Below are 25,432 nucleotides of genomic sequence, written 5' to 3'. Positions count from 1 at the left end.
TTGGCAGAGGACCGCGTATGACTGACCACCGCAATTCCGCCACTCCCATTGACCCCGTGAAACTCGACCGGCTGGCCGAGGTGGCGGTGAAGGTGGGCCTGGGTTTGCGGCCGGGACAGGACCTTCTGCTGACGGCGCCCGCGATCGCGCTGCCGCTGGTGCGGCGAATCGCCGTCCATGCCTACAAGGCCGGCGCAGGCATCGTGACGCCGATCCTCTCGGATGAAGAGATGACACTGGCGCGCTATCGCCACGGTCACGACAACAGCTTCGATCGCGCTGCCAACTGGCTCTACGAGGGCATGGCGAAGGCGTTCTCGAACAATACCGCGCGGCTTGCGATCGTCGGCGACAATCCGATGCTGTTGTCGGGTGAAGATGCTTCCAAGGTCGCGCGCGCCAGCAAGGCAAATTCCATCGCCTATCAGCCGGCGTTGGAAAAGATCGTCAATTTCGACACCAACTGGAACATCATCGCCTATCCGAGCGCCGCGTGGTCCAAGCTGGTGTTTCCCAACGATCAGGAAGAGGTCGCGATCGGCAAGCTCGCGGACGCGATCTTCGCCGCGTCCCGGGTCGATCGCGAGGACGCCACGGCCAATTGGGCTAGTCACAATGCGGTGCTGCGCGAGCGCACCAACTGGCTCAACGGCCAGCGTTTCCGCGCGCTGCAGTATTCGGGACCGGGGACCGACCTCACCATCGGGCTCGCCGACGGCCACGAATGGGAAGGCGGCGCCTCGCTGGCCAAGAACGGTATCAGCTGCAACGCCAACATCCCGACCGAAGAGGTCTTCACCACGCCGCATTGTCGGCGCGTCTACGGTCATGTCGTGAGTTCGAAGCCGCTGTCCTACCAGGGCACGCTGATCGACAACATCGCGGTGCGCTTCGAGGACGGCAGGATCGTCGATGCCAAGGCCTCGCGCGGCGCGGAGGTGCTGAACAAGGTGCTCGACACCGACGAGGGCGCGCGGCGGCTCGGCGAAGTGGCGCTGGTGCCGCATTCCTCGCCGATCTCGCAGAGCGGGCTGTTGTTCTACAACACGTTGTTCGACGAGAACGCGGCCTCGCACATTGCGCTCGGTCAGTGCTACTCGAAGTGCTTCGTCAACGGTGCCCAGCTGACGCCGCAACAGATCGCGGCCCAAGGCGGCAACCAGAGCCTGATCCATATCGACTGGATGATCGGCTCGTCCGAGACCGACATCGACGGCATTCTGGCCGACGGCAGCAAGGTGCCGGTGTTCCGCAAGGGCGAGTGGGCAAAGTAGAACTCTCTCTCACGCCGCTGCGTTGCGCAGCATCGGATTGCTGTCGACGCTGAAGCGGTTGAACAGCGTCGTGAACGGGCAGCCGTCGGTCGCCCGCACGATGGCGTCGGACGCGGCGACCGCCTCGTAAAGCGCACGAACGGGATCGTCCGCCTCCGGCAGGTTGAGACCCCTGCGGATTTCCTCGCGGGCCTCGTTGACCTCGTCCTCGTCGTCGAGTGTCGCCTCCAGCGCATTCGCGGCGCGCCGCATTTCCTCGAGATCACCGCCGGCAGAGAATTTCAGGATATCCAGCCAATACGGGCGGGCTGCGACCAGTTGAACGAACGCCTCGAACGTATCGGCGATAATTCCCGCGCGGCCTTCCGATGAGACGTAGAGCACATTCTGCGACGGCAGCAGCACGAACGCGCCTCCGGCGCCGTCACCGCCGATCTGCCGGGGGCTTTCAACACCGTCGATGGTGAACCAGGGCTCGTCGTCCGGCGCGAACGAGACGTCGAGGCTGCCGAGCCAAGCAATGACCTCGCTGTTGGTTGTCAGAACCTCTGGTGTGAGGGGCATCAGCATGGCTCCTTCGATGGTCACTTTCGCGCACTTTGTCGCACCCCGGAAAAGATGGGTTCATGTGCGCGAATTTGCAGGCGAATCCCGACGTTAACCGCTTCGCGCCTGCAACTTGCGGCTGATTGTCGGGGCCTGCGTAAGAAAGAATTAAAAGCCGGCCACTAGCGTTCCCGAAATCTTTTCAACACTCCGGGCGGAGACCCGGTCGGTCATATTATTCCGGGGGAAGTAGATGTCTCGCGCATTGATTGAAATCGGTAGTTGCAATGTGGACCTCGAGCTACGGCCGATCGAGCCGTCCTGGATCATCGAGGGTAACCCGGTATCGCGCTCTCGGATCCTGTCCACCAGCGACGACGGCACCGCCTCGACCATCATCTGGCAGTGCACCGAGGGCCGCTTCAACTGGTATTACGACATCGACGAGACGATCATGATCATGGAAGGCTCGATCGTGCTCGAGAAGCGACGGCATGCCGCCGAAGCGCTACGGACCCGGCGACGTCATTTTCTTCCGCGACGGCGCGCATGCCAAATGGCATGTCGAAGGCCACGTCAAGAAGATCGCTTTCTGCCGCAAGACGAATCCCGTCATGATCGGCTTCGTGATCCGCGTCGTCAACAGGCTCAAGCGGATGTTCGTCTCCACCGGCGAGCGCCGCCCGGCCTCGCTGCTTGGTGCGGGCTAGTCAGTTTCAGGTTTCAAGGACGCTTCCCAGCGGGCTACGACGAAGAGGGGTCGGGATCAACATCCCGGCCCCTCTTCTCGTCATGACGGCAAGTCTTGTTCCGACATCAAGTCCCGTCACGACGGCAAGTCGAGCCGGTAGACTTCGATCGCGGTCTGCGAGAACAGCGCGGTCTTCTCGGCTTCGCTCAGGGGCGCGGCGATGCGCTTGAAGGCGTTGAAGATCACCTGGTAGCTGCACTGGCCCTTGTCCGGCGGGAAATTGCTTTCGAACATCGCCCGCTTGGGGCCGAAGGCCTCGATGCAGGTCTCGATATAGGGCCGCCAGGCGGCGGCAAGCTGTTCCGATGACGGCGGCGTCTTGCGCAAATGAAAGTCGTAGCCGAGCAGGCACATCGCGAGCCCTCCGAGCTTGACGACGACGTTCTCGCATTTCGCGATCTCCTGGATCGACGCGCGCCACTGCGGAAACACCTCGTCGCGCCGCCCTGCAAAGCGGCCGATTCCGGCCGGGCCGCCGCAATGGTCGAGCACGATTTTGGTGTCGGGAAAGGCGCGCGCGAGCTCGGTCAGCTCGCCGATCTGCGGATGGAACAGCCAGGCATCGAAGCTGAGATTCAGCGGCGCAAGGCAGGCAAAGCCCTTGCGGAAGGTCGGGTCGCCCAACAATCCCCTTGGCCGGCTCGCGTACATGCCGGCGACGGCAGGATCTTCGTCCCAGGCCGAGGAATGCCTGATGCCGCGGAAGCGGCCGTTGCCGGCCGCGATCTCCGCCTCCAGCACCGGCCTGGCGGCGTCGCCCAATAGCAGATTCGCGTGGCTGACGATGCCGGCGCAGATCGCGGCCGAGCCGTAACCGCCGCTCGCGCTCATCGCGGCAACGCCGTTGGCGAACTCGACCTCGCCGACGGGCCGGAATGCCTCGGGGCCGTGCGCGCGGTACATCGAGCGGCAGTCGACATACACGGTAGCGATGATGTTGTGGCCGGAAGCGATGTCGGCCGCCATCTCCTCGATCAGGTAGCGGTGCCCGCGATTCCAGAGATGGTGATGGGGATCGACGATCCGCCGTGCCGGATCGACGATCTCCTCCTGATGTTGCGCGAGCCAGTCCTCGCGCGGCTCGACGAATAGCCCGCTGGTGTTGGCAGGCAGACCGCTTGCAGCCATCGGTGTTCGCTCCCTCCTGTTTTTTGTGGCGGGAGCCTAGCATTTGATGTCTCCACGCAGCAGCGCGCGTTGCGCAACCGCGCCCGTCATCGCAAGCGTATCGGCGCTGTCGTCAGTCCGTGCGCCGCCTCGCCCTGACATCGACCGTCAGCCGCCAATCGGTTGCGGCGGCGGGCTTGACCTCGCCGAGCCAGTGGAAGGAATCATCGGCGATCTCGACAAAACTCCAGCGCGTGAGGTCGCCGGCCTCGGTCGTGCCCTCCTGCACGATGTCCTCGCCGCGCGGGCGGCCGATCTGCTGGCGAAACATACCGCGGCCGGGATCGAACCAGGAAATCCGCCACGCGGAAATGGTGGGATCGTAGACCCGGAGCGTCGTGCCGTACCAATTGCCGGCGATCGGGAAGGCCGGGCTGCCTGCGGCGCGAGGAATGATCCAGACGTCCTGCACGGCGCGGCCCTCCAGCACCCAGCCGAAATGGATTTCGCCGGGTGCAGTGTGCTTCGTTCCGTCCGTTCCATGGGCCGTGATTTCAGCGTCCCAGTCCCCGACGAAGCGGCCATAGAGCTGCAGCGCCGCTGCGTGTTCGGGGTTCGGTCCGTCCGCGTGCAGCAATCTTGCAAAGTCGGTCATGTCGATCTCCTGTCGCAAGGAGACCAGCACGAAGGAGCCGCAAGCGACTTGGAGAAAATTGCGCGTCAGACGCCGTCGAGAACGATCACCGTCGGCGTCGTCGGCAGCGCATCGCGCGACATCCGGAAGGAACGCTCGCTGCGGCGGTCGATCTCGAACTGCTGGCCGATGCCGCGCAGGAAATCGTCGAGCGGGGTCGCGAAGCGGTGCATCGGCAGCACCACGGACGCACGCAGCCGCTTGGTGATTTCGGCGACGCCGCCCAGCGACATGGTGTAGGTGCCGTCGATAGGCACCATCACGATGTCGAGCCGCCCGATCTGGGCGAAGTGGCTGTCGTCGAGCTTGTGGTGGAGATGGCCGAGATGTCCGATGCAGAGGCCCGCAACCTCGAAGATGAAGATCGAATTGCCGTCGCGGATCATGTCGGCGCCGGAATCGTCGCCGAAATAGCGGCGGATATCGGTCGTGACGTTACGGACGAAGGTGTCGCCGATGCGCTCCGACACGATGGCCGGCTTGCCGTCCTCGCTCCAGCCATGCAGCACATGGGGAATTCGCTTGTCGGGAAAGAGCGTGTAGTGGGTGCTGTGCGCGCGGTTCATCGTGGCGACATCGGGCAGCCGGCCGACCTGATGGGCGCCGCTATAGTCGGTGGCGATGCGCAGGCCGCCGGGCGTGTCGATGTAATAGGTGGAATGGCCGGCATAGGTGATCTGGACCTCGGCCGCGGCTGCCGCCTGCCGGAAGGCGACCGGCATGATGCGAGGCGCGGCGTTGGCCATCGCCAGGCATTCGCTGCGCTGGGGCTGCTGGGCGAGGGCAGGCGAGAGGAAAGCGCCAAGGAAAGCAACGATCGTAGGAATCAATCGAGACATACGGAATTGCCCATCGCCATGCACCGAGGCAGTGTAGCGTTGAATCTCCGCGACGTCATGCATGGCTATGGCAGCCGCGCCAATCCGCCGCTTGCCTCGATTAGCCTCACGGCTTTCTTGTCGAATGAAACGAAGGTCTCGGCGCCAAGCCAATAGCCTTCATGAGCAATTGCGCCATCGGAAAAATCCCCGCCAGCATCGAGCAGCGCCAATCCAGCCTCAGCCAGAGGCCGGTTGACGACCACATTGGAGGCGCTGATGAACTGCCGAATGGACGCCGCGATATTCTCGGAAGAGGTTTTGTAACCTCTTGAGAGGACCCAGGCCAACTCGCACAGTGCGGGGATCGAGATGGCTACTACATCTGCCTTCTTGAGAACGGCTTCGGCCGCCTTGCTCTGTTCGGCATCGTCCCCGACCAGAACCCGTGCCAGGACATTGGTGTCCGGTGTTATCTTCATCGCTTGCCGGCCCAGCCTTCAGCGATGATCTCGTTCATATCTTCGATCGACAGTGATTGACCGTTCGTTTTTCCTTTCAGGAAGCCGAAGGCATCGGAAATCTCTCCGGTGGGCCGAACTGCCCTCACCTCAACTCGACCCCCAGGAAGCTTTTCTATCGAAATCTTGTCGCCGGGATGCACACCCAGGTGCTCCAGGAGGTCCTTCCGCAACGTAACCTGTCCCTTCGCTGTGACAGTGAGCGTGCTCATTAGATCCTCCAACGCCTGAGACTGTCCATAAGTAAGGCATTTTCCCCTTACTTTCAAGGAGCCTACTACTCACGCCTTGGGCTGAACTTCCACGTGATGGCCACGAGGCCCGCCGTGATCAGGCCGCTGATGAGGCCGGCCAGCGGCAGCGCCAGCACCAGTGCGGCGGTGGCGGCCCAGCCGATCGAGGAGAAGGCTTCGGCAAAGGTCGCGAGCCGCGACGAGGTCTGGCGGCGGCGGAATTGGCTGCGCCTTGCCTGCACCCGGAACCAGAGCTGGATCGCGGTCGCGGAGGCCGCGCTGATGATGACGGCACAGGCGCTGACGGCAGCCTGGAACGGCGACGCGAATGCCAGGGCGGCAATCAGCGGGCAGAAGATCACGGCGATTGCCATGAGCACCACCTCGATCTTGGCGCGGATGACGCTGGATGGTGTCAGCGGCGCGGTTGCGACCAGATCGGGCGCATCCTCGCCCGAGATCGTCAGCCAGGCGAGCCCGCCGGCGAGTTGTCCCGCCGCCATGACGATCACAGGCGTGATCAATGTCACCGCAGCGGAGCTGTCGGCGAAGCTGCGCCACAGCAGCAGCGCCGGCGGCACCAGATAGAGTAGCTGCATCAGGGTTTGCGAGACCAGCCAGGGATCGCGCCACAACAGCGTGAATTCCTTGCGGCGCAGCGCCGTTTGCCGCGTTCCGCTTCGGAATGGGCGTTCCTTTGCGCGCTTGCTGCCGGATCTGCCGTAGGCGGCCGCATCGATCGCGGTGTTGGCGAAGCGGCCCGAGAACATCGCCATGACGCTTCCGAGCAGCACGAGGCCGAGCGCGAGGAGCAGCAGTAGCGCCTCGGTGTCGCCCATGGCTGCGCGCGCCGGCCACCACCAGATGCTGTCGACATCAGGAGCGTGTTCGGCAAAGGTGCCTGATGTCAGGATGGTGATGCGCGACAGCGTGCCATAGGACATGATCGCGGCGACCTGTAGCGCAATCACGAAGCCGGCGCCGATGATGGCGGCGAGGATCTGGGCCACGAAGCGCGTCCGCGCCGGGCCGATCAGGCGGAACATCAGGATGGTGACGGCGATCGCGACCGCAGCGGCCGACAGGCCCATGGCGACGACGACGCCGAACGCCGCAAGCCAGCGCGCGCCGCCGCCGAACACGAGCACGTCGATGAAAGGTGTCGAGAACAGCAGCGCCAGCACCGTGACGGTGAGTGCGATCGCGGCGATGCGCACCGAGAACAGATTGGCCAGCGTCGCCGGCGAGGACATGATGAGGTCGAGATCGGCGCGGGCGTAAAACACCCGCGTCACAGATTCGATGGCCTGCGACAGCATCAGCGTCCAGGCCAGGAAGATCGTCGCCGTGATCACGATCAGCGAGGATTTGTCGAGCGGCAGTTGCAGGTCGGCGAAGCGGCCGATCACGGCCCAGGCGGGCAGATGCAGCAGGGCCGCGAAGCACAGCAGGCCGATCACGGCAGCGCGCGCCCGCTTGCGCCGGCCGCCGGTCATCATCGCGAACCATTCGCGCCAGGCGAGGCGCAATTCGTGGCGCGCAAACCAGGAGAGCGCGGTCGCCGAGCTCATGCGGCTTCCTGGAGCGTCACCAGCGCGATGAAGAGATCTTCAAGGCTGGTGTCGGCATGGCCGTTCTGCTGGCGCAATTCGGTGAGCGTTCCTTCGGCGACCAGGCGGCCCGAGGCGATCACGCCGATGCGGTCGGCCATGCGTTCGGCAACTTCGAGAATATGCGTCGTCATGATGATGGTGCAGCCCGCCTGAACGCGCTCGCTCAGGAGACCCTTCACGTGACGGGCAGAGACCGCATCGAGTCCGGTCAGCGGCTCGTCGAGGATGATCAGGCGGGGATCGTGCACCAGCGCGCCGGCGAGAGCGACCTTCTGGCGCATGCCCTTGGAGAAGCCCTCGCAGCGTTCGTGCCGGTGCGGCTCGAGCCCGAGCGAGTTGAGCAGCTCCTGCGCGACCGGCTCCGAGATGGATGGCGCGATGCCCCAGAGGCCGGCGACGAATTCGAGATATTCGAGCGGCGTGAGCTTGTCGTAGATCATCGGCTCGTCGGAGACCCACGCCATCACCTGCTTGGCGGCGACGGGATTTGCGAGCGCGTCGATGCCGAAGATCGAGACCGCGCCGGCATCGGGCCTGAGCAGGCCTGCAACCATGCGCAAAGTGGTGGTCTTGCCGGCACCGTTGGGGCCGACCAGCGCGTAGAATTCACCGGCGTGGATGGTGAGATCAAGGCTATCGACCGCCAAACGGTCAAAACGCTTCGTTAACCCTCGGACTTCGAGCGCCGAGTTGTCCGGCTTCATGTCGGCCACACCTTGCGGTTTTGCATCGCTCGCGACCATGCCCTGAAGATGTTTCGGCACCGTGAATCGTGCTGCTGCAAATTCCGCCATCCGCCTTGGACTAAAGGCAAGTCGCCCTAACAAGTCACCGTTTGTTGACAGCGCGTGGCGGTTCAGGCTGAATTGCGCTGGGACAAATGGAGCTAACGCGGCGAAACGACCGCGTAGCGACTGGACACAAGATGCGGCAAGGCGGTCACGAAGAACCGCTGGTTGCATCGGGAGGATGCGCGGCAATGCTGGATTTCGTTCAGCAGCTGGTCAGCGGAGTTGCGCTCGGCTGCGTTTACGGCCTGATCGCGCTCGGCTTCGTGCTCGTCTACAAGGCCACCGAGGTCGTCAATTTCGCCCAGGGCGATCTGATGATGCTGGGCGGCTTCTTCGCCTTCACCTTCATCGGCATGATGGGCCTGAACTACTGGATCGGCTTTGCCGGTGCCGTGGCGGCGATGGCGCTGTTCGGCATGCTGGCCGAGCGCGTGGTGGTGCGGCCGATCCTCGGCTATCCGCAGTTTTCCATCATCATGGCGACCATCGGGCTCGGCTACTTCCTGCGCTCGATCGCCGGCATGATCTGGGGCACCGACGATCTCAAGATCGAGACGCCGTTCAGCCAGGGCGTACTGCGCATCGGCTCGCTGGTGCTGGCCTATGACAAGCTCTCGGTGATCGCGGCGACGATGATCCTGTGCACGCTGCTCTGGCTGTTCTTCAACAAGACCACGCTCGGCACCGCGATGCGCGCCAGTTCCGAGAACATGCTGGCGGCCTATTACATGGGCATTCCGGTCAAGCGGGTGGTGTCGATCGTCTGGGCGATCAGCGCGGCGGTGGCGACCTGCGCCGGCGTGCTGCTGGCGCCGATCACCTTCATCCACTCCAACGTGGGTCTCGTGCTCGGCCTGAAGGCGTTTCCGGCAGCGGTGCTCGGCGGCTTCGGCTCGATCCCCGGTGCGGTCGTCGGCGGCGTCCTGATCGGCGTGATCGAGAGCATGGCCGGCTTCTACCTCGCCGAGGGCTGGAAGGACGTCGCGCCCTATATCGTGCTGCTCGCCGTGCTCTTGCTCAAGCCCGAGGGCCTGTTCGGCCTTCACGTCCGCAAGAAGGTCTGAACCGCCATGCGCTTCCTGTTCAAGACCGACTATGAGGACGACATCAGGCTGTTTCCGCATTCGGGCTACATCGTCTCCTACGGCGTCCTGCTGGCCGTGTTGCTGATCGCGCCCTACGTGCTCTCCAGCTATCTGATGAGCCAGCTCGTCTTCGTCTGCATCTATGCGACCGTCGGCGTGGGGCTGATGATCCTGACCGGCTTCACCGGGCAGGCTTCGCTGGGTCATGCCGCGTTTCTGGCGATCGGCGCCTACACGGCGGCCTATCTGCAGAAATACAACGTGCCCTTTCCGCTCTACTTCCTCGCCGCAGGCGCCCTGACCGGCCTGATCGGTGCGATGGTCGGTTTCCCCGCACTCCGGCTCCAGGGCATCTATCTCGTCATCGCCACCATCTCCTTTGCCTTGATCGTCGAAGAAATCCTGGCGCGCTGGGAGAGCGCCACCAACGGCAACGAGGGCATGCGGGTCAAGACGCTGTCGCTGCTCGGCGTCGCGGTGCCGCGCGACAGCCCGACCTTCTATTTCCTCTGCCTCGCCGTGCTGGTGCTGACCATCGTCGGTACGCTCAATCTGCTGCGCTCGCCGACGGGACGCGCCTTCGTCGCGATCCGCGATTCCGAGACGGCCGCGCGCAGCATGGGCGTCAACGTCGCGCTCTACAAAGTGAAGTCGTTCGCGATCTCGGCGGCGATCACCGGCTTTGCCGGCGTGCTGTTCGCGCACAAGCTCTCCTTCATCTCGCCGGAGATGTTCACGCTGCAGCTCTCGATCGAGTTCATCATCGTGATCCTGATCGGAGGCTCCTTCAGCCTGCACGGCGCGGTGCTGGGCGCGATCTTCATCGTGATGATCGACCCGTTCCTGACCTATTTGAAGGACGACATGCCCGGTATCATCGCCGGCATCGCCGCGACGTTCGGGGCCGGGGCGGCGACTGCGGGCAACATCCAGTCCAAGGTCGCGGCCTTCGCCTCGCTCAACGGCCTCAAGGGCGCGATCTACGGCATCATCATCGTGCTGTTCGTGCTGTTCGAGCCGCTCGGGCTCTACGGCCGCTGGCTGAAGATCAAACTCTTCTTTCAGCTGTTCCCGCTCTACAAGCGCGCCACCTTCAAGCGGCAGAAGATCTACGTGAAGTCGGAGCGGAACAGATGAGCTATTTCCGCGCCGAAAACCTGTCGCTGCATTTCGGCGGCCTCAAGGCGGTCGACGCGGTGTCCTTCGCGGTCGAGCGGGGCGAGATCCTGTCGATCATCGGTCCCAACGGCGCCGGCAAGAGCTCGATCTTCAACCTGATCTCGCGGATCTACCGGCCGACCTCGGGCCGTATCTTCTTCGAAGACCAGGACATCACGGAGCAGCCGCCCTACGATATCGCCAGGCTCGGCATCGCCCGCACCTTCCAGAACATCGAGCTGTTCGAGAATGCCACCGTGCTGTCGAACCTCCTGGTCGGCCGCCACAGGCATTCGACCACGCAGCTCTGGCAGGAGGTGCTGTTCCTGCCGAGCGTGCGCGCCAACGAGAAGATACACCGCCGCCGCGTCGAGCAGGTGATCGAGTTCCTCGATCTCGAAGCTTACCGCGACAAGCTGATCTCGGGCCTTCCCTACGGCGTACGCAAGGTGATCGAGCTCGCGCGCGCTGTGCTCGGAGCCGAAGTTGATCCTGCTTGACGAGCCGTCCTCCGGCCTCAATGTCGAGGAAACCAAAGACATGTCGTTCTGGATCCGCGACATGAAGAGCGAGCTCGGCGTCACCGTGCTGATGGTCGAGCATGACATGTCGCTGGTGAACCGCGTCTCCGATCGCGTCATCGCACTGAACTACGGCCGGGTGCTGGCGATGGGCTCGCCCGCTGACGTTCAGCAGCACCCCGACGTCGTCGCCGCGTATCTGGGAGCCTGAGGCATGGACGCCGCCGTGACGCCGGACATCATCCTGAAACTCTCCAACATCGAGAGCTATTACGGGCCGATCATGGCGATCCGCGGCATTTCGCTGGAGGTGCCGCGCGGCCGCATCGTCACGCTGCTGGGCGCCAACGGCGCCGGCAAGACCACGGTGCTGAAGACCATCTCCGGAATTCTCGATCCGCAGAAGGGCTCGATCGATTTCATGGGAAAGCCGATCCAGCGCATGGAGGCGGACCGCATCGTGCGCCTCGGCCTCAGCCATGTGCCCGAGGGACGCGAGGTGTTTCCGTTCCTCTCGGTGCGAGAGAACCTGATGATGGGGGCCTACCCGCGCAAGGACCGTGACGGCGTCGCGGAGGATCTGGAGCGCGTCTACGGCTATTTCCCGCGGCTGAAGGAGCGTATCAACCAGCCGGCCGGCCAGCTCTCCGGCGGCGAGCAGCAGATGCTCGCGATCGGCCGCGCGCTGATGAACCGGCCGACGCTGCTGCTGCTCGACGAACCCTCGCTCGGCCTCTCGCCGCTGCTGGTGAAGGAGATCTTCACCATCATCCGCCGCGTCAACGAGGAGCAGGGCATGTCGATCCTGCTGGTCGAGCAGAATGCCAAGGTCGCGCTGGAGACGGCGCATTATGGCTATGTGCTCGAGATCGGACGCGTCGTGATGAACGACACCTGCGACCGCTTGATGCATTCCCAGGACATCCAGGAATTCTACCTTGGCGCCAGGGAAGAGGGCGCGCGCGGCGAACGGCGCTGGAAAAAGAAGAAGACGTGGCGCTAGGGGAGTTCGTGGCGTTGAAGAGGAAGTGGCGTTAAATGAACCAGCCCATCCGCTAACATAGACCGCCGGCAAGGCAGGCAGTGGAGGGAAAGCGACAAGGAGGGAATGCGCATGGCCCGACGGGCGGTGCTGACGGTCGCTGATACGATCGCGAAGAGCTTTCTGCGCGCCGCGGAGACGCGGGGCGACAGGCCGGCCATTCGCGAAAAGAAATTCGGAATCTGGCAGCCGACGAGCTGGCGCGAATGGCTGGAGAGCTCGAAGGAGATCGCCTACGCGCTCCATGCGACGGGCTTCAAGCCCGGCGAGGTCGCCTCCATCGTTGCCAACGCCGTGCCGGAATGGGTTCATGCCGACATGGGCATCCTGTGCGCCGGCGGCGTCTCGTCCGGAATCTATCCGACCGATGCATCGTCCCAGGTCGAATATCTCGTCAACGATTCCCGGACGAAGGTGATCTTCGCCGAGGACGAGGAACAGCTCGACAAGATCCTCGCCTGCCGCGCGCGCTGCCCGTCCCTGCACAAGATCATCGTGTTCGACATGGAGGGTCTCAGCGGCTTCTCCGACGACATGGTGATGTCGCTCGACGAGTTTCGCGCGCTTGGCCGCAATCACATGGTCGGCCGCGAAGCACTTTGGCAGGAGATGATCGACAGCCGCGGCGCCGGCGATCTCGCCATTCTCGTCTACACATCGGGCACGACAGGGCCGCCCAAGGGCGCGATGCATGCCAACCGCAGCGTCACGCACCAGATGCGGCACGCCAACGACTTCATCCCGGCGCAGGAGGACGAGGACCGGCTGATCTTCCTGCCGCTTTGCCACGTCGCCGAACGCATCGGCGGCTACTACGTCTCGGTCGCGCTCGGTTCGGTGATGAATTTTGCCGAGAGCCCGGAGACCGTGCCGGACAATCTGCGCGAGGTGCAGCCGACCATCTTCCTCGCAGTGCCGCGCATCTGGGAGAAATTCTACTCCGCCATCACCATCGCGTTGCGGGACGCAACGCCGCTGCAGCAATGGGTCTACCGCCGCGCCATCGCGATCGGCTACCGCATGGTCGACTGCCGGATCGAGGGCAGGGCACCGCCGCTGGGCTTGCGCATCGCCAATGGCATCGCGTACCGGATCGCCTTCCGCAACATCCGCCGCATGATCGGGCTCGACCGCTGCCGCATCGCCTTCACCGGCGCGGCCCCGATCGCACCGGAGCTGATCCGCTGGTATCTCGCGCTCGGCATCGACGTCCATGAAGTCTACGGCCAGACCGAGAATTGCGGCGTCGCGACCATGATGCCCGCGGAGCGGATCAAGCTCGGCTCGGTCGGCACCGCGGTGTCGTGGGGCGAGGTCGCGCTGTCGCCCGATGGGGAGATCCTGATCAAGGGCGACTTCCTGTTCATGGGCTATCTGAACCAGCCGGAGAAGACCGCCGAAACCATCGATATCAGCGGCTGGCTGCACACCGGCGACGTCGGCACCATCGACAACGAGGGCTTCGTCCGCATCACCGACCGGATGAAGGACATCATCATCACCTCCGGCGGCAAGAATATCACCCCGTCCGAGATCGAGAACCAGTTGAAGTTCTCGCCCTACATTTCGGACGCCGTGGTGATCGGCGACCAGCGGCCGTATCTGACCTGCCTCGTGATGATCGACCAGGAGAACGTCGAGAAGTACGCCCAGGACCACGACATCCCCTTCACCAATTACGCGAGCCTGTGCCGGGCAACCGAGATCCAGCACCTGATCTGGCGCGAGATCGAAGGCGTCAACGGCAATTTCGCCCGCGTCGAGACCATCAAGCGGTTCTACCTGATCGAGCGGCAGCTCACCCCGGAGGACGAGGAGCTGACGCCGACCATGAAGCTGAAGCGCGGCTTCGTGAACAAGCGCTACGCCGCCGAGATCGACGCGATGTATCGCGAGCGCGCGGTGGCGTGACTCATATCGTTTGAAAAGAGCGAAGGAGCGATGGCCCCCGCCCTTCGCACGATACGGGCCCCAAGGAGAGGAGACGTCAATGTCGAGATCGTTCAACGCGTTCGGCCTTGCTATAGGCGCCGTGGCGCTCAGCTGTCTGCCGGCCACAGCGCAAACCAAGGTCACCAATGAAGGCATCTCGGCCACCGAGATCGTCATCGGCACCCATCAGGACCTGTCGGGTCCGATCAAGGGCTGGGGCGTGCCGGTGTCCAACGGCATGAAGATGGCGGTCGAGGAGATCAACGCCGCCGGCGGCGTCCAGGGGCGCAAGATCAGGCTGGTGGTCGAGGACAGCGGCTACGATCCGAAAAAGGCTGTGCTGGCGTCGCAGAAGCTGATCGAGCGCGACAAGATCTTCGCGATGGTGGGACCGATGGGCTCCCCGACCGTGCTTGCCGCGCAGGATATCCTGCTCGATGCCGGCGTGCTCCAGCTCTTCCCGCTGACTGCGGCCGAATTCACCTTCAAGTTCGATCCCGCCAAGCCGCAGGAGCGGCTGAAGTTCAACAATCTGCTGCCTTACGTCGAGAGTACGCGGGCCGCGCTGAAATACATGATGGAGTGGAAGAACTTCAAGAAGCCCTGCATCATGCATCAGGACGACGAGTACGGAAAGAACGTGCTCGACGGCTTCAACCAGCAGCTCGGCGCCATGAAGGTGCAGCCGGCCTCGATCACGAGCTACAAGCGCGGCGCCTCCGACTTCAGCGCGCAGGTCGCCAAGATGAAGTCCGACGGCTGCGACCTCGTGGTGCTCGGCGCCGTGCTCCGCGAGCCCATCGGCGCGATGACGGAGGCGAAGAAACTCGGCTGGGACGTCACCTTCCTCGGCGCGACGCCGACCAACGTGATGGAGGTGCCGATGCTCGGCAAGGAAGCCGTCGAGGGCCTCTACGCGGCATCCGGGTTCGAGATTCCCTATGAGGATACTGCCAAGGGCAAGGTGAAGGACTGGCTGGTCAACTACAAGAAGATGTTCGGCACTGACGCCAACACCCAAGCCATCATCGGCTACAACGCGGTGATGACGTTTGCGTTCTACGCGGACAAGGCGGGCAAGGATCTGACGGGGCAGAAGATGCTCGATTCACTGGAGTCGGGCGACAAATTCCTCGACATCTTCAACTCGCCGCCGACCAAGTTCTCCAAGACCGACCACCTCGCCAACACCATCACCCAGGTGCAGCAGGTCAAGGGCGGCCGCTGGGTGCTGGTGAAGGACAATCTGATGTTTTGATCGGATCGCTCTCGCGGCGCTGACGGTGCACCCTCGCCCCCTACGGGAGAGGGTGGATCGCCGCAAAGCGGCGAGCCGGGTGAGGGGTATCCATCCTTACGAGTAGTCGTGCAAGTGGTGAGAACCCCTCATCCGGCGCCTCGCGCCACCTTCTTCCGCAAGGGGAGAAGGACGAGAGCAGCGCGCGGAGAACAACCTACGATCCCCCGCCCGCCGTCCCCGAATTCACCGGCGCCAGTTCGTCTTCCCGGCAGCGCCAGCCGTCGGCGGCTTTCACGAAGGCGAAGGTCCGCTGGATCCTGAGGCGGCGCGTGACATTGAAGGCTTCTCCCGAGCGCTCCCTGCCGCCGATGCCCGGCCGCGGAAGTCCGGTCCTCGGGTCCCAGCAGGTGCCGGTGCAGGTGGATGCAATCTTGCTGCACGTCGTGAACGGCGCCAGCACGACCATCTCGATCTCGCCGGTGACCTGCGCCTCCTGGTCGGAGACCTGGCTGTCGAGCGCGTAGACGCGGTTGATGCGGAGGAAATTGCCGCAGGAATTGGCGGCGTGAATCCGCGCGGCGCAGAAGTCGACGGCGTCGGTGTCGGGGATGCGGGCCGCGACCTGCCGGCCGAACACTTTCTTCGGATCGCCCTTGGCGGCGGCGATGTCGTTGGCCTTGCGCTTGAGATAATCGGCAAGACATTCCTCCGCCGACTCGAGCTCGGCAAGCGGAACGTTCTCCTTGCCGACCAGATTGCACTTGCGATCGCGCTCCCGCGTCCACCTTCCGTATTCGGCGAAGGCAAAGCGTGCCGCTGTCGAGTCCAGCTTGCCGATCAGGCCGAGCACCTGGCCATTGAGCTCGGTTTCCGCAAGCGCCAACGACGGGTCCGCGCAGATCACCCCGCCCGCAGCGGTGTTGGCTGCCAGACAGTCGAAATCCGGATCCCGCAGGATCGCGGCGCGCTCCTCGGTGACCTTGAGCAGGCACGCCTTGACCCGTTCGACATCGTCGATGCGGATCGCGGTTTGGCCGATGATGCCGCAGCCGAGATTGCGCTGGCGGATCCAGATCGCATTTTCCTCGATTCCAGGCAGGCGGTCGGGCAGGCGGGCCAGCCGTGCCTCGATCGCGGTGTTGAGCTTGTCGGCGGCGGCGGTCAGTTCGGCATCGCCGCAGAACAGTTGATTGCCGGGGTCGCGGATCTGCTGGCAGTTGTTCCTGGCGAACAGCGGCAGCTTGTCGGCGATGGAGCGGTCGGATTGCGCGAAGCCTGGTGCCGCCGGGAATGCCAGCATTCCCGGGAATGCCAGCATTCCCGGGAATGCCAGCAGCGCAAGCACAGTCAGCACGATGAACCGCATTCCAGTCGCCCCCGCATCGAAGACGCCATGCTAGCGTTCCGGCCCGCGCGGTGGAATGGCCTTGTGGCGGGTGTGAGGGCTACAAGAAACCTAACGTGCCTCTGCGGTCGCCATCGACATCCGCACGGGCTCGTCGACATATTTCATCACGGCCGACTGGTAGAGCACGAACAGCGGCTGGTAGGTCTGTGCGGCCTCGTCCTCGACCATCGCCATGCGGCGGTTGTCGAGCATCAGCCAGTGGCCGTCGAGCTTTGCGGCGGCGACCGCGTGCTCTTCGCCGGCCCTGACGTCGCGGACCACGACGATGCGGAGATCCTCAGCCGCGACGCCCGCGAGCCGCAGTGCGGCCAGCTTGGCGATGGCGTAGTCTTCGCAGTCGCCGGCGCCTCGCGCAAAGGTCGCAAGCGGCGAGCTCCAGATATCGTCGGTGCCGTCATTGGCAGCCCGGATGGCAAGGTTGATGGCGCGGTTGGTCTCGCCCAGCCGCGCGCGGCCGTCGCGGCCGCGGGCCTGGTCGACGATGGCGAGCAGCTTCAGCGCCGCGGGCGACGCGCAATTGTCACGGTCGCCGTCGCAGAGCGCCAGCTGCACCATGTCGTCGTCGAGCTTGTGTGTCAGCGCGAGCCATTTCTGCTGCAGGCCGCCGGCGGAGATGGCGAAGGCGAACACGCCGAACGGCTCGGCGGATTTGCGCACGAGCAGGCCTGCCCCCGGCGACAGCAGCGTGCCGGCGCGAAGCTCGGCGGCCGATCCGAACAGGATCACTCCGCACAGCACCAGGATTGCGCGCCAGGCGCGCGAGCGAGCAGCGGTCTCCATCTGACATCCCCTTCCGGCTTCGCCTGGTCCTTCTTTGACCTCGACGTGCCGGGCTTTGTTGCTTTCGCGGAGATAGTGCGAGGCGGGCCGTTTTGTTCTGCTTAACGCGCCCGGCAGGGGGCCCGAAACCGCGGGACAGGCTGAAACGGGCCTGCCCAAATTGCGTAAAATTTTACGATTCGGGGGCTAGGGAGGGTCCCGGCTGCCGTGAAATGGAACCGATTGCAGGCGCAGGTTGTGGGGGCGCTGATTCTGCGCCTCATGGCTAACAACCCGCTATTTCACGGGTTCTGTTAGTTAGGTCACAGATTTAGCTCCGTATTTGCCGCAGGATGCTGCGGGGCACTCCGAACAGAAGATGACACAAGTATCTGCTGTCTTAATGGTGGTGGATATGACTTTGGATGACTTGAAATGCGTGCAGGTTGGACGAATTCAACATCGGTTTATTTGAAGGATTACTTCATATCATCTGTGAGGGTACCGCTCCATGGGGCTCCCCATAGCCAAGTGACGCGAAATCACACAAGCAATAGATGGTTTCGCTAAGGACTTGGTAATGCTATGCAAGCTTAGGCGGTCGATACTTACTTACATTTTAACCCTTTTTACGGTGCCCGGTTGAATTACGCTGGCAAATTTGACGCCGCGATCTCCTTGGACGGCCAGGGTTTCCGCTCGCCCGCCGATGGCCATGTCGATTCCTTTACCGCCAAAGCGCACGGCCACGTGCCTGATGGCGCTTTCGTTGTTCCCGACCCGAACCTGATCTTCAACGGCGAGTTCAAGCGCGCAGGTCTCGACCTCGTGCTGTCTCACGACGGCCACGAGTTCGTCGTTCACGATTATTTCCGGGGCGACAAGCGCGCGGCGATCGCCTCGCCCGATGGCGCCCACCTCACCGGCGACATCGTCAACGCGCTCACCGGCCACGTGCAATATGCGCAGGCCGCAGGCGGCATCGCCGCGGCCCAAATCATCGGCCACGTCACCAAGCTGTCCGGCAGCGCGACCGCGGTCCGCAACGGTGTCGCGGTCATCCTGAACAATGGCGACAACGTCGAGAAGGGCGACGTCGTCTCGACCGGCGGCGACTCGACGCTCGGCATCACCTTCATCGACGGCACCGTGTTCGGCCTGTCCTCCAATGCGCGGATGGTGCTGAACGAGATGGTCTACGACCCCAACGGGTCGAGCAATTCTTCGCTGCTCAGTCTGGTCGCGGGCACCATCACCTTTGTCGCCGGCGAGACCGCCAAGCACGGCGACATGAAGATCGACACCCCGGTCGCCACCATGGGCATCCGCGGCACGGCGGTGCTGACCCAGATCAACTTCGTCGTTCCCGCCGGCGGCGGCGATCCGCAGCCGCAGGCGAGCTTCCAGGTGCTGGTCGAGCCGAACGGCACGACGGGTTCCTACATCCTGTTCGACAAGGTCACGCTGCTGCCGATCGCGACGGTCAACCAGGCCGGCCAGATGATCCAGATCAGCGGCGGCAACGTCTCGATCACCAATGCGCTGATGTCGCCGGACATTCAGAAGCTGATCAGCGACGTGTTCACGCTGAAGTTCACCGACAACAACACCAACACCAAGCTGACCACGAACTTCACCGACACGATCACGCCGACCAGCGACGGTCTCATGTTCAAGACCGCGGGCGGCTACAGCGCGACCGCGGTCTTCACCAACACCACTCAGCAGGGGACGGACCCTGGCCACAATCCGTCGACCAGCAACCGCATTCCCGGTCCGCCGCAGGCGCGCAGCCTCGACGCCAACGGCAATGTGAGGTCGGCGTTCGCGCTGACCGAGCGCGTGGACAAGACCGGCGACACCGTGGATCTCGACACGGTCTCCGGCCGGATCACCTTCGTCGATCAGAACCTGGGCGACCGGCCGACGGTGGGCGTGAATCTCGCCGGCGCGCCGAACTACGTCTACAAGAGCGCCGGCCAGCAGGACGTCACCGGCTCGCTCACCGACCTGCAGAAGCAGGACATCGCGGCAACGCAGATCCAGATCAGCGTGGTCCCGGACGGCGGCAACGCCAACAATGGCTCGGCGGTCTGGACCTACACGATTCCCGACCACGTCTTCGACTTCCTCGCGGCCGGCGAAACCCTGACGCTGACCTACATGGTCCGCGTCGACAACAATTTCTCGGTCAACCCCGAAACGACCTTCATCCCGATCACCATCACGATTACGGGGACGAACGACAAGCCGGTGATCACCACCAGCGTGCCGGTCATCACTTTCGAAGGCGGCACCAGTATTCCGGGTGGCCCGCTGACCAGCGATGTGCCGACCTCGGGGGCGCTGAACTTCGACGACGTCGATCTCACCGACAAGCATACGGTGTCGGTGGTGCTGACCAGTGCGACCCTGCCGGATGGCACGGTGCCGCCGGGCCCGCTCGCGGCGTTCCAGAGCGCGATGTCGGTTGCCATCGCGGCGGGCGCCGACAGCACCGGCGACGGCACCGGCACCATCAACTGGTCGCTGGCCAATCTGCCGGTCTATCTCGCCGATTTCATTCCGGAAGGCGCGGTGCTGACGCTGGTCTACACCGTGACGCTCACGGATGCGCAGGGCGCCACCTCGCAGCAGACCATCACCGTCACGATCACGGGCACGGACGCGCCCGCGGTGGTGTGGATCGCGACCGACAAGCCGGGCGTGCCCTCCGGCGGGTTCTGGAAGGATTCGGGCAACTGGGCGACCGGTACGGTCCCGACCATCAACGACGACGTCATCGTCATCACCGATCAGCTGCGCGGCCTGACGCCGTCCTATCCGGCGACGATCGACGCGGCCGCCTATGCGAAGTCGCTGACGATGAACGATTTCGGTGGCCCGCCGCCGAAGGTGATCGTCCAGGCCTCGCTGACGATCGCGGGCGCGCTCAACATGGGCGCCGATTCGATCCTCAACGTCGCTGCCACCGGGACGATGTCGGTTGGCGGCAAGGCCGAAATCCTCGACACGAGCGTGCTCACCAATGCGGGCTATGTGACGCTCGCCGGCGGAGGCGATCTCGCTGCAGGCACCGCGATCACCAATTCCGGCACGATCGAGCTGTCCGGCGGTACGCTGAAGACGCTGGCCACGATCCACAATGCCGGCGGCACGCTGAAGGCCGATGCCGGCACGACGCTGATCGTCGATACCGGGACGATCGACGGCGGCACCGTCACCATTCTGGGCACGCTCGAGCTCGACGGCACCAGCTTGGTCGAGAACGGCACGCTGAACAATTCCGGTACGGTCAACGTCAAGGGCACGGCCGAGTTCGCCCACGAGACAGTCTCCAACACCGCGAGCGGTTTGATCGAGGTGTTGGCAAACGGCTGGCTGACGATCGACCAGGGCTCCAGCATCACCAATGCCGGCCAGATCACGGTCGATGCCAGCGGCAGGCTCACCGTCAACGGCGCGACGATCGGCGGTCCCGGTGTGGTGATCGACACTGACGGAGGAAATGACGACGAGGGCCCCATCTTCAACGCCGCACTTTTCGTCGCGGGAGGCGTGATCACCAACAATGGTGAGATCGATCTCACCGGCGCAGCCATCCTGAGCGGCGGCACCCTGAACAACAACGCGATCTTCAAGGCGAGCGGCGCAGGCAATGCGCTCAGCGACGAGACCGTCACCAATGCCGGGACCATCGAAGTGCTCGCCGGCGGTGCGCTCGCGATCGACCAGGGCTCGACGGTCGATAATTCGAGCGGCCATGTCGTTGTCGATGATGGCGCCGTGCTGACGCTCAACGGCGCCACGATCAGCGGCGGTTCGATCGACAATTACAGCTTGCTGGGCGGCACCATCGACGTCACCGGCAACAGCACGATCGACGGCGATGCGACGCTGACCAAGGGCACCGTCACGGTCGAGAGCGGCATCGCGCTGACGCTCGACGACGTGACCGTTGCGGAAGCCACAATCACCAATCATGGCACGGTCAAGGTCGATGCGGGCACGCAACTGACGCTGGCAGGCTCGAACCTGACCGGCGGCACGCTCACTCTTATCGGCACGCTGGAATCGACTGGCACGAGCGCGATCCACAATGCCGATCTCGACAATACGGGAACGATCTCCGTCACCAGCGGCACGCTGACGATCGATCTCCACGCCATCACCAATCATGGCCTGATCGAGGCGACGGGCGGCGGCACGCTGAAGCTGACAACCACCACCGTCGCCAACACCGGCGGCACGATTTCGGTCGACGGGACCTCGAAGCTCTATCTGACCGACGTCACGATCAACGGCGGCAGCCTGACCAATGCCGGCAATCTCTACAGCGCCGGCCTGAACACGGTGACTGGCGGTGTTGCCAATACCGGCACCATCGAGGTCCAGAGCGGCATGCTCGACCTGTCCGGCGGCATCACCGGTATCGGTGCGCTGATCATCGACGATACGGCGACGCTCGCGCTTGGCGGCGCGGAAGCACAGACCGTTACCTTCGCCGGCGGCACCTCCACGCTGGAGCTCGACAAGACCAGTCATGCCTTTACCGGCACGATTGCCGGCACGTCGTCGAAGGACGGCACCTTCACGATCACCGGCGCTGCCAATATCTCGACATCGAGCGGCGACGCACTCGACTTCACCGCATCGGGCGGGACCAGCGGCGGCAACATCGTTCTGACGCCGACCGGCGCGCTAACGGGTCACGACAACGGCATCGTCGTCACCCAGAATGGCATCGGCGACATCTCGTTGACGACGGTTGGCGCTGTCACCGGCCAGACCGGCAACGGCATCGTGCTGCACGACGGCGCGACCGGCGCCGGCGATATCACGGCGACCATCGGCGGCGATGTGTCCGGCGCGATCGGTCTTGATATCGTGTCCCATGGTGATGGCGACGTTACCATCACGAATAACGGGCACATCACCGGCGCGACCTCGTTCGGCATCCACGTCGACCAGGACGATGCGGGCGCGACCGGCTCGACGCACATCACCAATCACGGAACGGTGGTCGGCGCCAATGGCGCTGCCGCGATCTCGATCGAGGAGAATGCCGAGGGCACGGCGACGATTGACAATTCGGGCGCCATCGGCCCGAGCGTTACCGGCGCCGTCACTTCCTCGATCTCTGCGATCGTCGAGACCGGTGGTCACATCACGATCAACAACACCGGCGACATCAACGGCAATGTTTCGACCGCCACCGCCACGTTCAACAACGAGGCGGGCGGCACCTGGACTGTCGCCGGCAGCGGCGTGTTCGGCACGCTGTCCACGCTCGACAATGCCGGCACGATCAACCTGCATGGCGCCTCGATCTCGAGTGCGGACGGGCTGACCTTCGACATCACCAATTCGGGCGCGATCAATTCGTGGGGCACGGCGACGATCACCGGCACCATCACCAATACCGGCACCATCGAGGTCCATACCGGCGAGCTGTCGCTGTTTGGCTCGCTGTCCGGCACGGGCTCGGTCACCGTCGATGTCGGCGCGCTCTTGACGCTCGAAGGCGCGGTCACGCAGACGATCACGCTTCACGGCGACGGCGCCAAGCTTCACATCGACACGGCTACCTTTGACGGGTCGATCGCAGAGCTGTCCGCGGATGACACGATCGACCTGTCCACGATCAATTATGGCCTCGGCACCAGCGCGGTCTATGTCGCCAATGCCGATCCGGCAACGGGCGGCGTGCTGACGGTCACCGACGCCGACAACAATCACATCAGCTTGAACCTGACCGGCGCCGACTATCGCAACGCGCATTTCGCTGGCAGCGATGACGGTACCGGTCATACGCTGATCACGATTCACGCAGACGACGACGCGCCGGCGTTCGACGTGGCCCATGCATCGCTGACCGCGAGCTTCTCCGAGCGCGAGAACACCACCGGCTCCGGCGATTCCGACCCGGTGCCCGCCGCGACCGGCTCGATCGGCTTCACCGACATCGACCTGACCGACCGCCCGACGGCGGCGATCACGCATCAGGCCGCGACATGGCTGGACGCCGACGGCCACACGGAATTGAATCTGACCTCCGGTCAGGCGTCGGCGCTCGAGCAAGCCCTGTCGATCCTCGGCACCGGGAAGAACAACGGCACGGTCGATTGGGGCTATTCGATCGTCGACAACACGCTCGATTTCCTCGGTGAGGGCCAGACCGCGACGGTCGTCTCCACCGTCACGCTCACTGACGATTACGGCAAGGCTGCCACCGCCGACGTCACCATTACGATCGCCGGCAAGAACGACGCACCGACGCTGGCGAATGTGACCAAGGGCGGGCTGGTGGACACGGCCGCGAACGACAGTTTCGCGGATATCGAGGGGACGCTGGCCGGGACCGACATCGACAGCGGCGAGCAGGCGATGCTGAAATATGCCGTGCTCGATGGCGCGAGCGCAGTGACGTCGCTCGCGGGTGACTACGGCACGCTGAACGTCAACGAAGACGGCAGCTACAGCTATGTCCCCAACGCGGCGGCGATCAACGCCCTCTCTGGAGGCAATCACCAGGACGTTTTCACCGTCCAGACCACGGACGCGCATGGTGCGACCGGCACGGCGTCGTTCACGGTGAACGTTACCGGCGCCAACGACGCGCCGGTGTTGGTCAATGGCAGCCTCGGAGCGATCGTCGATACGGCTGCGGCGGATCGCTTCTCCGATCTCACTGGCCTCCTGGCCGCGACCGATGCCGACACCGGCGACACGTTGACCTATGCCGTCGTAAATGCGGATGGTCATGGGGCCGCTGCGGGCCTTTATGGCTCGCTCACGGTCAATGCTGACGGCAGCTACACATACGTTCCCGATGCAGCCTCGATCAACGCGCTGCCAGCGGGCTCCTATTCCGATAGCTTCACGGTCCAGGTTTCCGATGCGCATGGCGCCGTCACGACGGCGACGTACACAGTGGACCTAACCGGTGCCAACGACACGCCGACGCTCGGCAATATCAATATCGGCAAGCTCGTGGATACGGCCGCGGCCGATACCTTCGCCAATATCACAGGACAGCTATCGGGCACTGATGCCGATACCGGCGAGACGACGACGCTGGCCTACTCGATCGTGAATGCGGACAGTCCTGGAATAAAGGCCGGTCTCTACGGCTCTCTCACGGTCGATGCCCACGGCAATTACACCTACATTCCCAATGCGGCCGCGATCAACGCGCTGCCGGAGGGGGCTCATCCGTCGGATACATTCACGGTCCAGACCACGGACTCGCATGGTGCGAACGCCACGGCCATGCTCACGGTCGACGTGGATGGCGCGAACGACGCGCCTGTCATCAATACCGACCAGGTCAGCGTCGCGCAGGTCGAGAACCAGGTAACGGTCAGCGGCCTGTCCGTGACGGACGCCGATGCCAATGACACGTTCACCGTCAGTGCTGCCGCCGAATCTGGCAGCGAAACGAGCGCCTCATTGAATTCCGGCGCTCTGACTGTGAATTATTCCGAGCCAAGTGATGCCGCCCCTGCGATCGACAAGGTCGCGGTCATCGTAACCGACAGTCACAATGCAATCGACACGGTCAATCTGATCTTCAACCTGACCGAGACCGGCGTCAATTTCGTGGGGACGACAGGCAAGGACGTGTTCTTCGGGACCGGGGACGATTATCAGGACCAGTTCGCTTTCGCCGCCCACTCCGGTCACGACACGGTATTGAATTTCAAGCCCATGGAAGACCTTCTCGACCTGAGGGCCGTTGTGCCGACCGATATCGACGCCACATGGATCGCGCAGCACGTGGCCGCGTCTCCGGCAAACTCTGCGGACACCCTGATCACGATCGACTCCGCTGACACCATCCTTCTGAAGGGCGTCACGGCAGCCAATCTCCACGCGAACGACTTCATCGTTCATTCCGGATGATCGCGCGGGCGATGCCCATCCGCCCGGTGCTGCC

Annotated in this window: 17 protein-coding genes and 2 pseudogenes; 9 read left to right on the top strand and 10 right to left on the bottom strand. The window is 63.8% G+C overall.

Features of this window, described 5'->3' with window-relative positions:
• The first annotated feature begins 17 nt into the window (after nt 1-17).
• Nucleotides 18-1,274: an aminopeptidase gene (locus ACQ86E_RS10850; RefSeq protein WP_431205376.1), complete on the top strand. Its 1,257-nt coding sequence runs from the start codon at nt 18-20 to the stop codon at nt 1,272-1,274.
• A gap of 9 nt (nt 1,275-1,283) precedes the next feature.
• On the opposite strand, the gene ACQ86E_RS10845 is transcribed toward ACQ86E_RS10850, so the two are convergent.
• On the bottom strand, nt 1,284-1,838 hold the full coding sequence (locus ACQ86E_RS10845) for a hypothetical protein (RefSeq protein WP_431205375.1): 555 nt from the start codon (nt 1,836-1,838) through the stop codon (nt 1,284-1,286).
• A 235-nt stretch (nt 1,839-2,073) separates the two neighbouring features.
• On the opposite strand from ACQ86E_RS10845, the pseudogene ACQ86E_RS10840 reads away from it, so the two are divergent.
• Nucleotides 2,074-2,530 (top strand): annotated as a pseudogene (locus tag ACQ86E_RS10840) (cupin domain-containing protein).
• A gap of 116 nt (nt 2,531-2,646) precedes the next feature.
• Here ACQ86E_RS10840 and ACQ86E_RS10835 read toward each other — a convergent pair.
• From ACQ86E_RS10835 to ACQ86E_RS10805, 7 genes are all read right to left on the bottom strand, one after another.
• Nucleotides 2,647-3,699: an amidohydrolase family protein gene (locus ACQ86E_RS10835; protein WP_431205374.1), complete on the bottom strand. Its 1,053-nt coding sequence runs from the start codon at nt 3,697-3,699 to the stop codon at nt 2,647-2,649.
• Nucleotides 3,700-3,811: 112 nt separating this feature from the next.
• A complete protein-coding gene (locus ACQ86E_RS10830) occupies nt 3,812-4,333 on the bottom strand; it encodes a hypothetical protein (protein ID WP_431205373.1) in 522 nt (173 codons plus the stop codon).
• A 65-nt stretch (nt 4,334-4,398) separates the two neighbouring features.
• The gene (locus ACQ86E_RS10825) at nt 4,399-5,211 is read right to left on the bottom strand and encodes an MBL fold metallo-hydrolase (RefSeq protein WP_431205372.1); all 813 of its coding nucleotides are present in this window, start codon (nt 5,209-5,211) and stop codon (nt 4,399-4,401) included.
• Nucleotides 5,212-5,276: 65 nt separating this feature from the next.
• Nucleotides 5,277-5,672, bottom strand: coding sequence for a type II toxin-antitoxin system VapC family toxin (locus tag ACQ86E_RS10820; RefSeq protein WP_431205371.1), 396 nt, complete (start codon nt 5,670-5,672; stop codon nt 5,277-5,279).
• Entirely contained in the window at nt 5,669-5,923 is a 255-nt protein-coding gene (locus ACQ86E_RS10815; protein WP_431205370.1) for an AbrB/MazE/SpoVT family DNA-binding domain-containing protein, read from the bottom strand. Before ACQ86E_RS10815 ends, ACQ86E_RS10820 begins: the two co-directional genes overlap by 4 nt.
• Nucleotides 5,924-5,988: 65 nt before the next feature.
• Nucleotides 5,989-7,515, bottom strand: coding sequence for a permease (locus ACQ86E_RS10810; protein ID WP_431205369.1), 1,527 nt, complete (start codon nt 7,513-7,515; stop codon nt 5,989-5,991).
• Nucleotides 7,512-8,261 carry an ABC transporter ATP-binding protein gene (locus ACQ86E_RS10805; RefSeq protein ID WP_431206443.1) on the bottom strand — a complete coding sequence of 250 codons (750 nt, stop codon included), beginning with the start codon at nt 8,259-8,261 and terminating at the stop codon, nt 7,512-7,514. The genes ACQ86E_RS10810 and ACQ86E_RS10805 overlap by 4 nt, the downstream gene beginning before the upstream one ends.
• Before the next feature lie 275 nt (nt 8,262-8,536).
• On the opposite strand from ACQ86E_RS10805, the gene ACQ86E_RS10800 reads away from it, so the two are divergent.
• From ACQ86E_RS10800 to ACQ86E_RS10775, 6 genes and pseudogenes are all read left to right on the top strand, one after another.
• Nucleotides 8,537-9,412, top strand: a complete 876-nt coding sequence (locus tag ACQ86E_RS10800) for a branched-chain amino acid ABC transporter permease (protein WP_014439479.1) — start codon at nt 8,537-8,539, stop codon at nt 9,410-9,412.
• 6 nt (nt 9,413-9,418) lie between these two features.
• Nucleotides 9,419-10,570, top strand: a complete 1,152-nt coding sequence (locus ACQ86E_RS10795) for a branched-chain amino acid ABC transporter permease (RefSeq protein WP_431205368.1) — start codon at nt 9,419-9,421, stop codon at nt 10,568-10,570.
• Nucleotides 10,567-11,323 (top strand): annotated as a pseudogene (locus ACQ86E_RS10790) (ABC transporter ATP-binding protein). Before ACQ86E_RS10795 ends, ACQ86E_RS10790 begins: the two are co-directional and overlap by 4 nt.
• 3 nt (nt 11,324-11,326) lie before the next feature.
• Nucleotides 11,327-12,115, top strand: coding sequence for an ABC transporter ATP-binding protein (locus tag ACQ86E_RS10785; RefSeq protein ID WP_431205367.1), 789 nt, complete (start codon nt 11,327-11,329; stop codon nt 12,113-12,115).
• A 111-nt stretch (nt 12,116-12,226) separates the two neighbouring features.
• Nucleotides 12,227-14,065, top strand: coding sequence for an AMP-dependent synthetase/ligase (locus ACQ86E_RS10780; protein ID WP_431205366.1), 1,839 nt, complete (start codon nt 12,227-12,229; stop codon nt 14,063-14,065).
• A gap of 79 nt (nt 14,066-14,144) precedes the next feature.
• Nucleotides 14,145-15,344: an ABC transporter substrate-binding protein gene (locus ACQ86E_RS10775; RefSeq protein WP_431205365.1), complete on the top strand. Its 1,200-nt coding sequence runs from the start codon at nt 14,145-14,147 to the stop codon at nt 15,342-15,344.
• A 196-nt stretch (nt 15,345-15,540) separates the two neighbouring features.
• Here the strand turns inward: ACQ86E_RS10775 and ACQ86E_RS10770 are convergent, their stop codons facing one another.
• Together ACQ86E_RS10770 and ACQ86E_RS10765 are read right to left on the bottom strand one after the other, a co-directional pair.
• Nucleotides 15,541-16,692, bottom strand: a complete 1,152-nt coding sequence (locus tag ACQ86E_RS10770) for a lysozyme inhibitor LprI family protein (RefSeq protein WP_431205364.1) — start codon at nt 16,690-16,692, stop codon at nt 15,541-15,543.
• Between the two features lie 90 nt (nt 16,693-16,782).
• Entirely contained in the window at nt 16,783-17,514 is a 732-nt protein-coding gene (locus ACQ86E_RS10765; protein ID WP_431205363.1) for a transglutaminase-like cysteine peptidase, read from the bottom strand.
• Nucleotides 17,515-18,135: 621 nt separating this feature from the next.
• On the opposite strand from ACQ86E_RS10765, the gene ACQ86E_RS10760 reads away from it, so the two are divergent.
• Nucleotides 18,136-25,398, top strand: a complete 7,263-nt coding sequence (locus ACQ86E_RS10760) for a VCBS domain-containing protein (protein WP_431205362.1) — start codon at nt 18,136-18,138, stop codon at nt 25,396-25,398.
• The last annotated feature ends 34 nt before the right edge of the window (nt 25,399-25,432 follow it).

Source organism: Bradyrhizobium betae (genome assembly GCF_050632175.1).
Classification (GTDB): domain Bacteria; phylum Pseudomonadota; class Alphaproteobacteria; order Rhizobiales; family Xanthobacteraceae; genus Bradyrhizobium; species Bradyrhizobium betae_B.
This window is presented reverse-complemented; position numbering and strand designations above follow the sequence as displayed.

Excerpts from the sequence above, each read along its gene's own strand:
- ACQ86E_RS10850 (WP_431205376.1), top strand. The coding sequence starts at position 18 with ATGACTGACCACCGCAATTCCGCCACTCCCATTGACCCCGTGAAACTC.
- ACQ86E_RS10845 (WP_431205375.1), bottom strand. The coding sequence starts at position 1,838 with ATGCCCCTCACACCAGAGGTTCTGACAACCAACAGCGAGGTCATTGCT.
- ACQ86E_RS10835 (WP_431205374.1), bottom strand. The coding sequence starts at position 3,699 with ATGGCTGCAAGCGGTCTGCCTGCCAACACCAGCGGGCTATTCGTCGAG.
- ACQ86E_RS10830 (WP_431205373.1), bottom strand. The coding sequence starts at position 4,333 with ATGACCGACTTTGCAAGATTGCTGCACGCGGACGGACCGAACCCCGAA.
- ACQ86E_RS10825 (WP_431205372.1), bottom strand. The coding sequence starts at position 5,211 with ATGTCTCGATTGATTCCTACGATCGTTGCTTTCCTTGGCGCTTTCCTC.
- ACQ86E_RS10820 (WP_431205371.1), bottom strand. The coding sequence starts at position 5,672 with ATGAAGATAACACCGGACACCAATGTCCTGGCACGGGTTCTGGTCGGG.
- ACQ86E_RS10815 (WP_431205370.1), bottom strand. The coding sequence starts at position 5,923 with ATGAGCACGCTCACTGTCACAGCGAAGGGACAGGTTACGTTGCGGAAG.
- ACQ86E_RS10810 (WP_431205369.1), bottom strand. The coding sequence starts at position 7,515 with ATGAGCTCGGCGACCGCGCTCTCCTGGTTTGCGCGCCACGAATTGCGC.
- ACQ86E_RS10805 (WP_431206443.1), bottom strand. The coding sequence starts at position 8,261 with ATGAAGCCGGACAACTCGGCGCTCGAAGTCCGAGGGTTAACGAAGCGT.
- ACQ86E_RS10800 (WP_014439479.1), top strand. The coding sequence starts at position 8,537 with ATGCTGGATTTCGTTCAGCAGCTGGTCAGCGGAGTTGCGCTCGGCTGC.
- ACQ86E_RS10795 (WP_431205368.1), top strand. The coding sequence starts at position 9,419 with ATGCGCTTCCTGTTCAAGACCGACTATGAGGACGACATCAGGCTGTTT.
- ACQ86E_RS10785 (WP_431205367.1), top strand. The coding sequence starts at position 11,327 with ATGGACGCCGCCGTGACGCCGGACATCATCCTGAAACTCTCCAACATC.
- ACQ86E_RS10780 (WP_431205366.1), top strand. The coding sequence starts at position 12,227 with ATGGCCCGACGGGCGGTGCTGACGGTCGCTGATACGATCGCGAAGAGC.
- ACQ86E_RS10775 (WP_431205365.1), top strand. The coding sequence starts at position 14,145 with ATGTCGAGATCGTTCAACGCGTTCGGCCTTGCTATAGGCGCCGTGGCG.
- ACQ86E_RS10770 (WP_431205364.1), bottom strand. The coding sequence starts at position 16,692 with ATGCGGTTCATCGTGCTGACTGTGCTTGCGCTGCTGGCATTCCCGGGA.
- ACQ86E_RS10765 (WP_431205363.1), bottom strand. The coding sequence starts at position 17,514 with ATGGAGACCGCTGCTCGCTCGCGCGCCTGGCGCGCAATCCTGGTGCTG.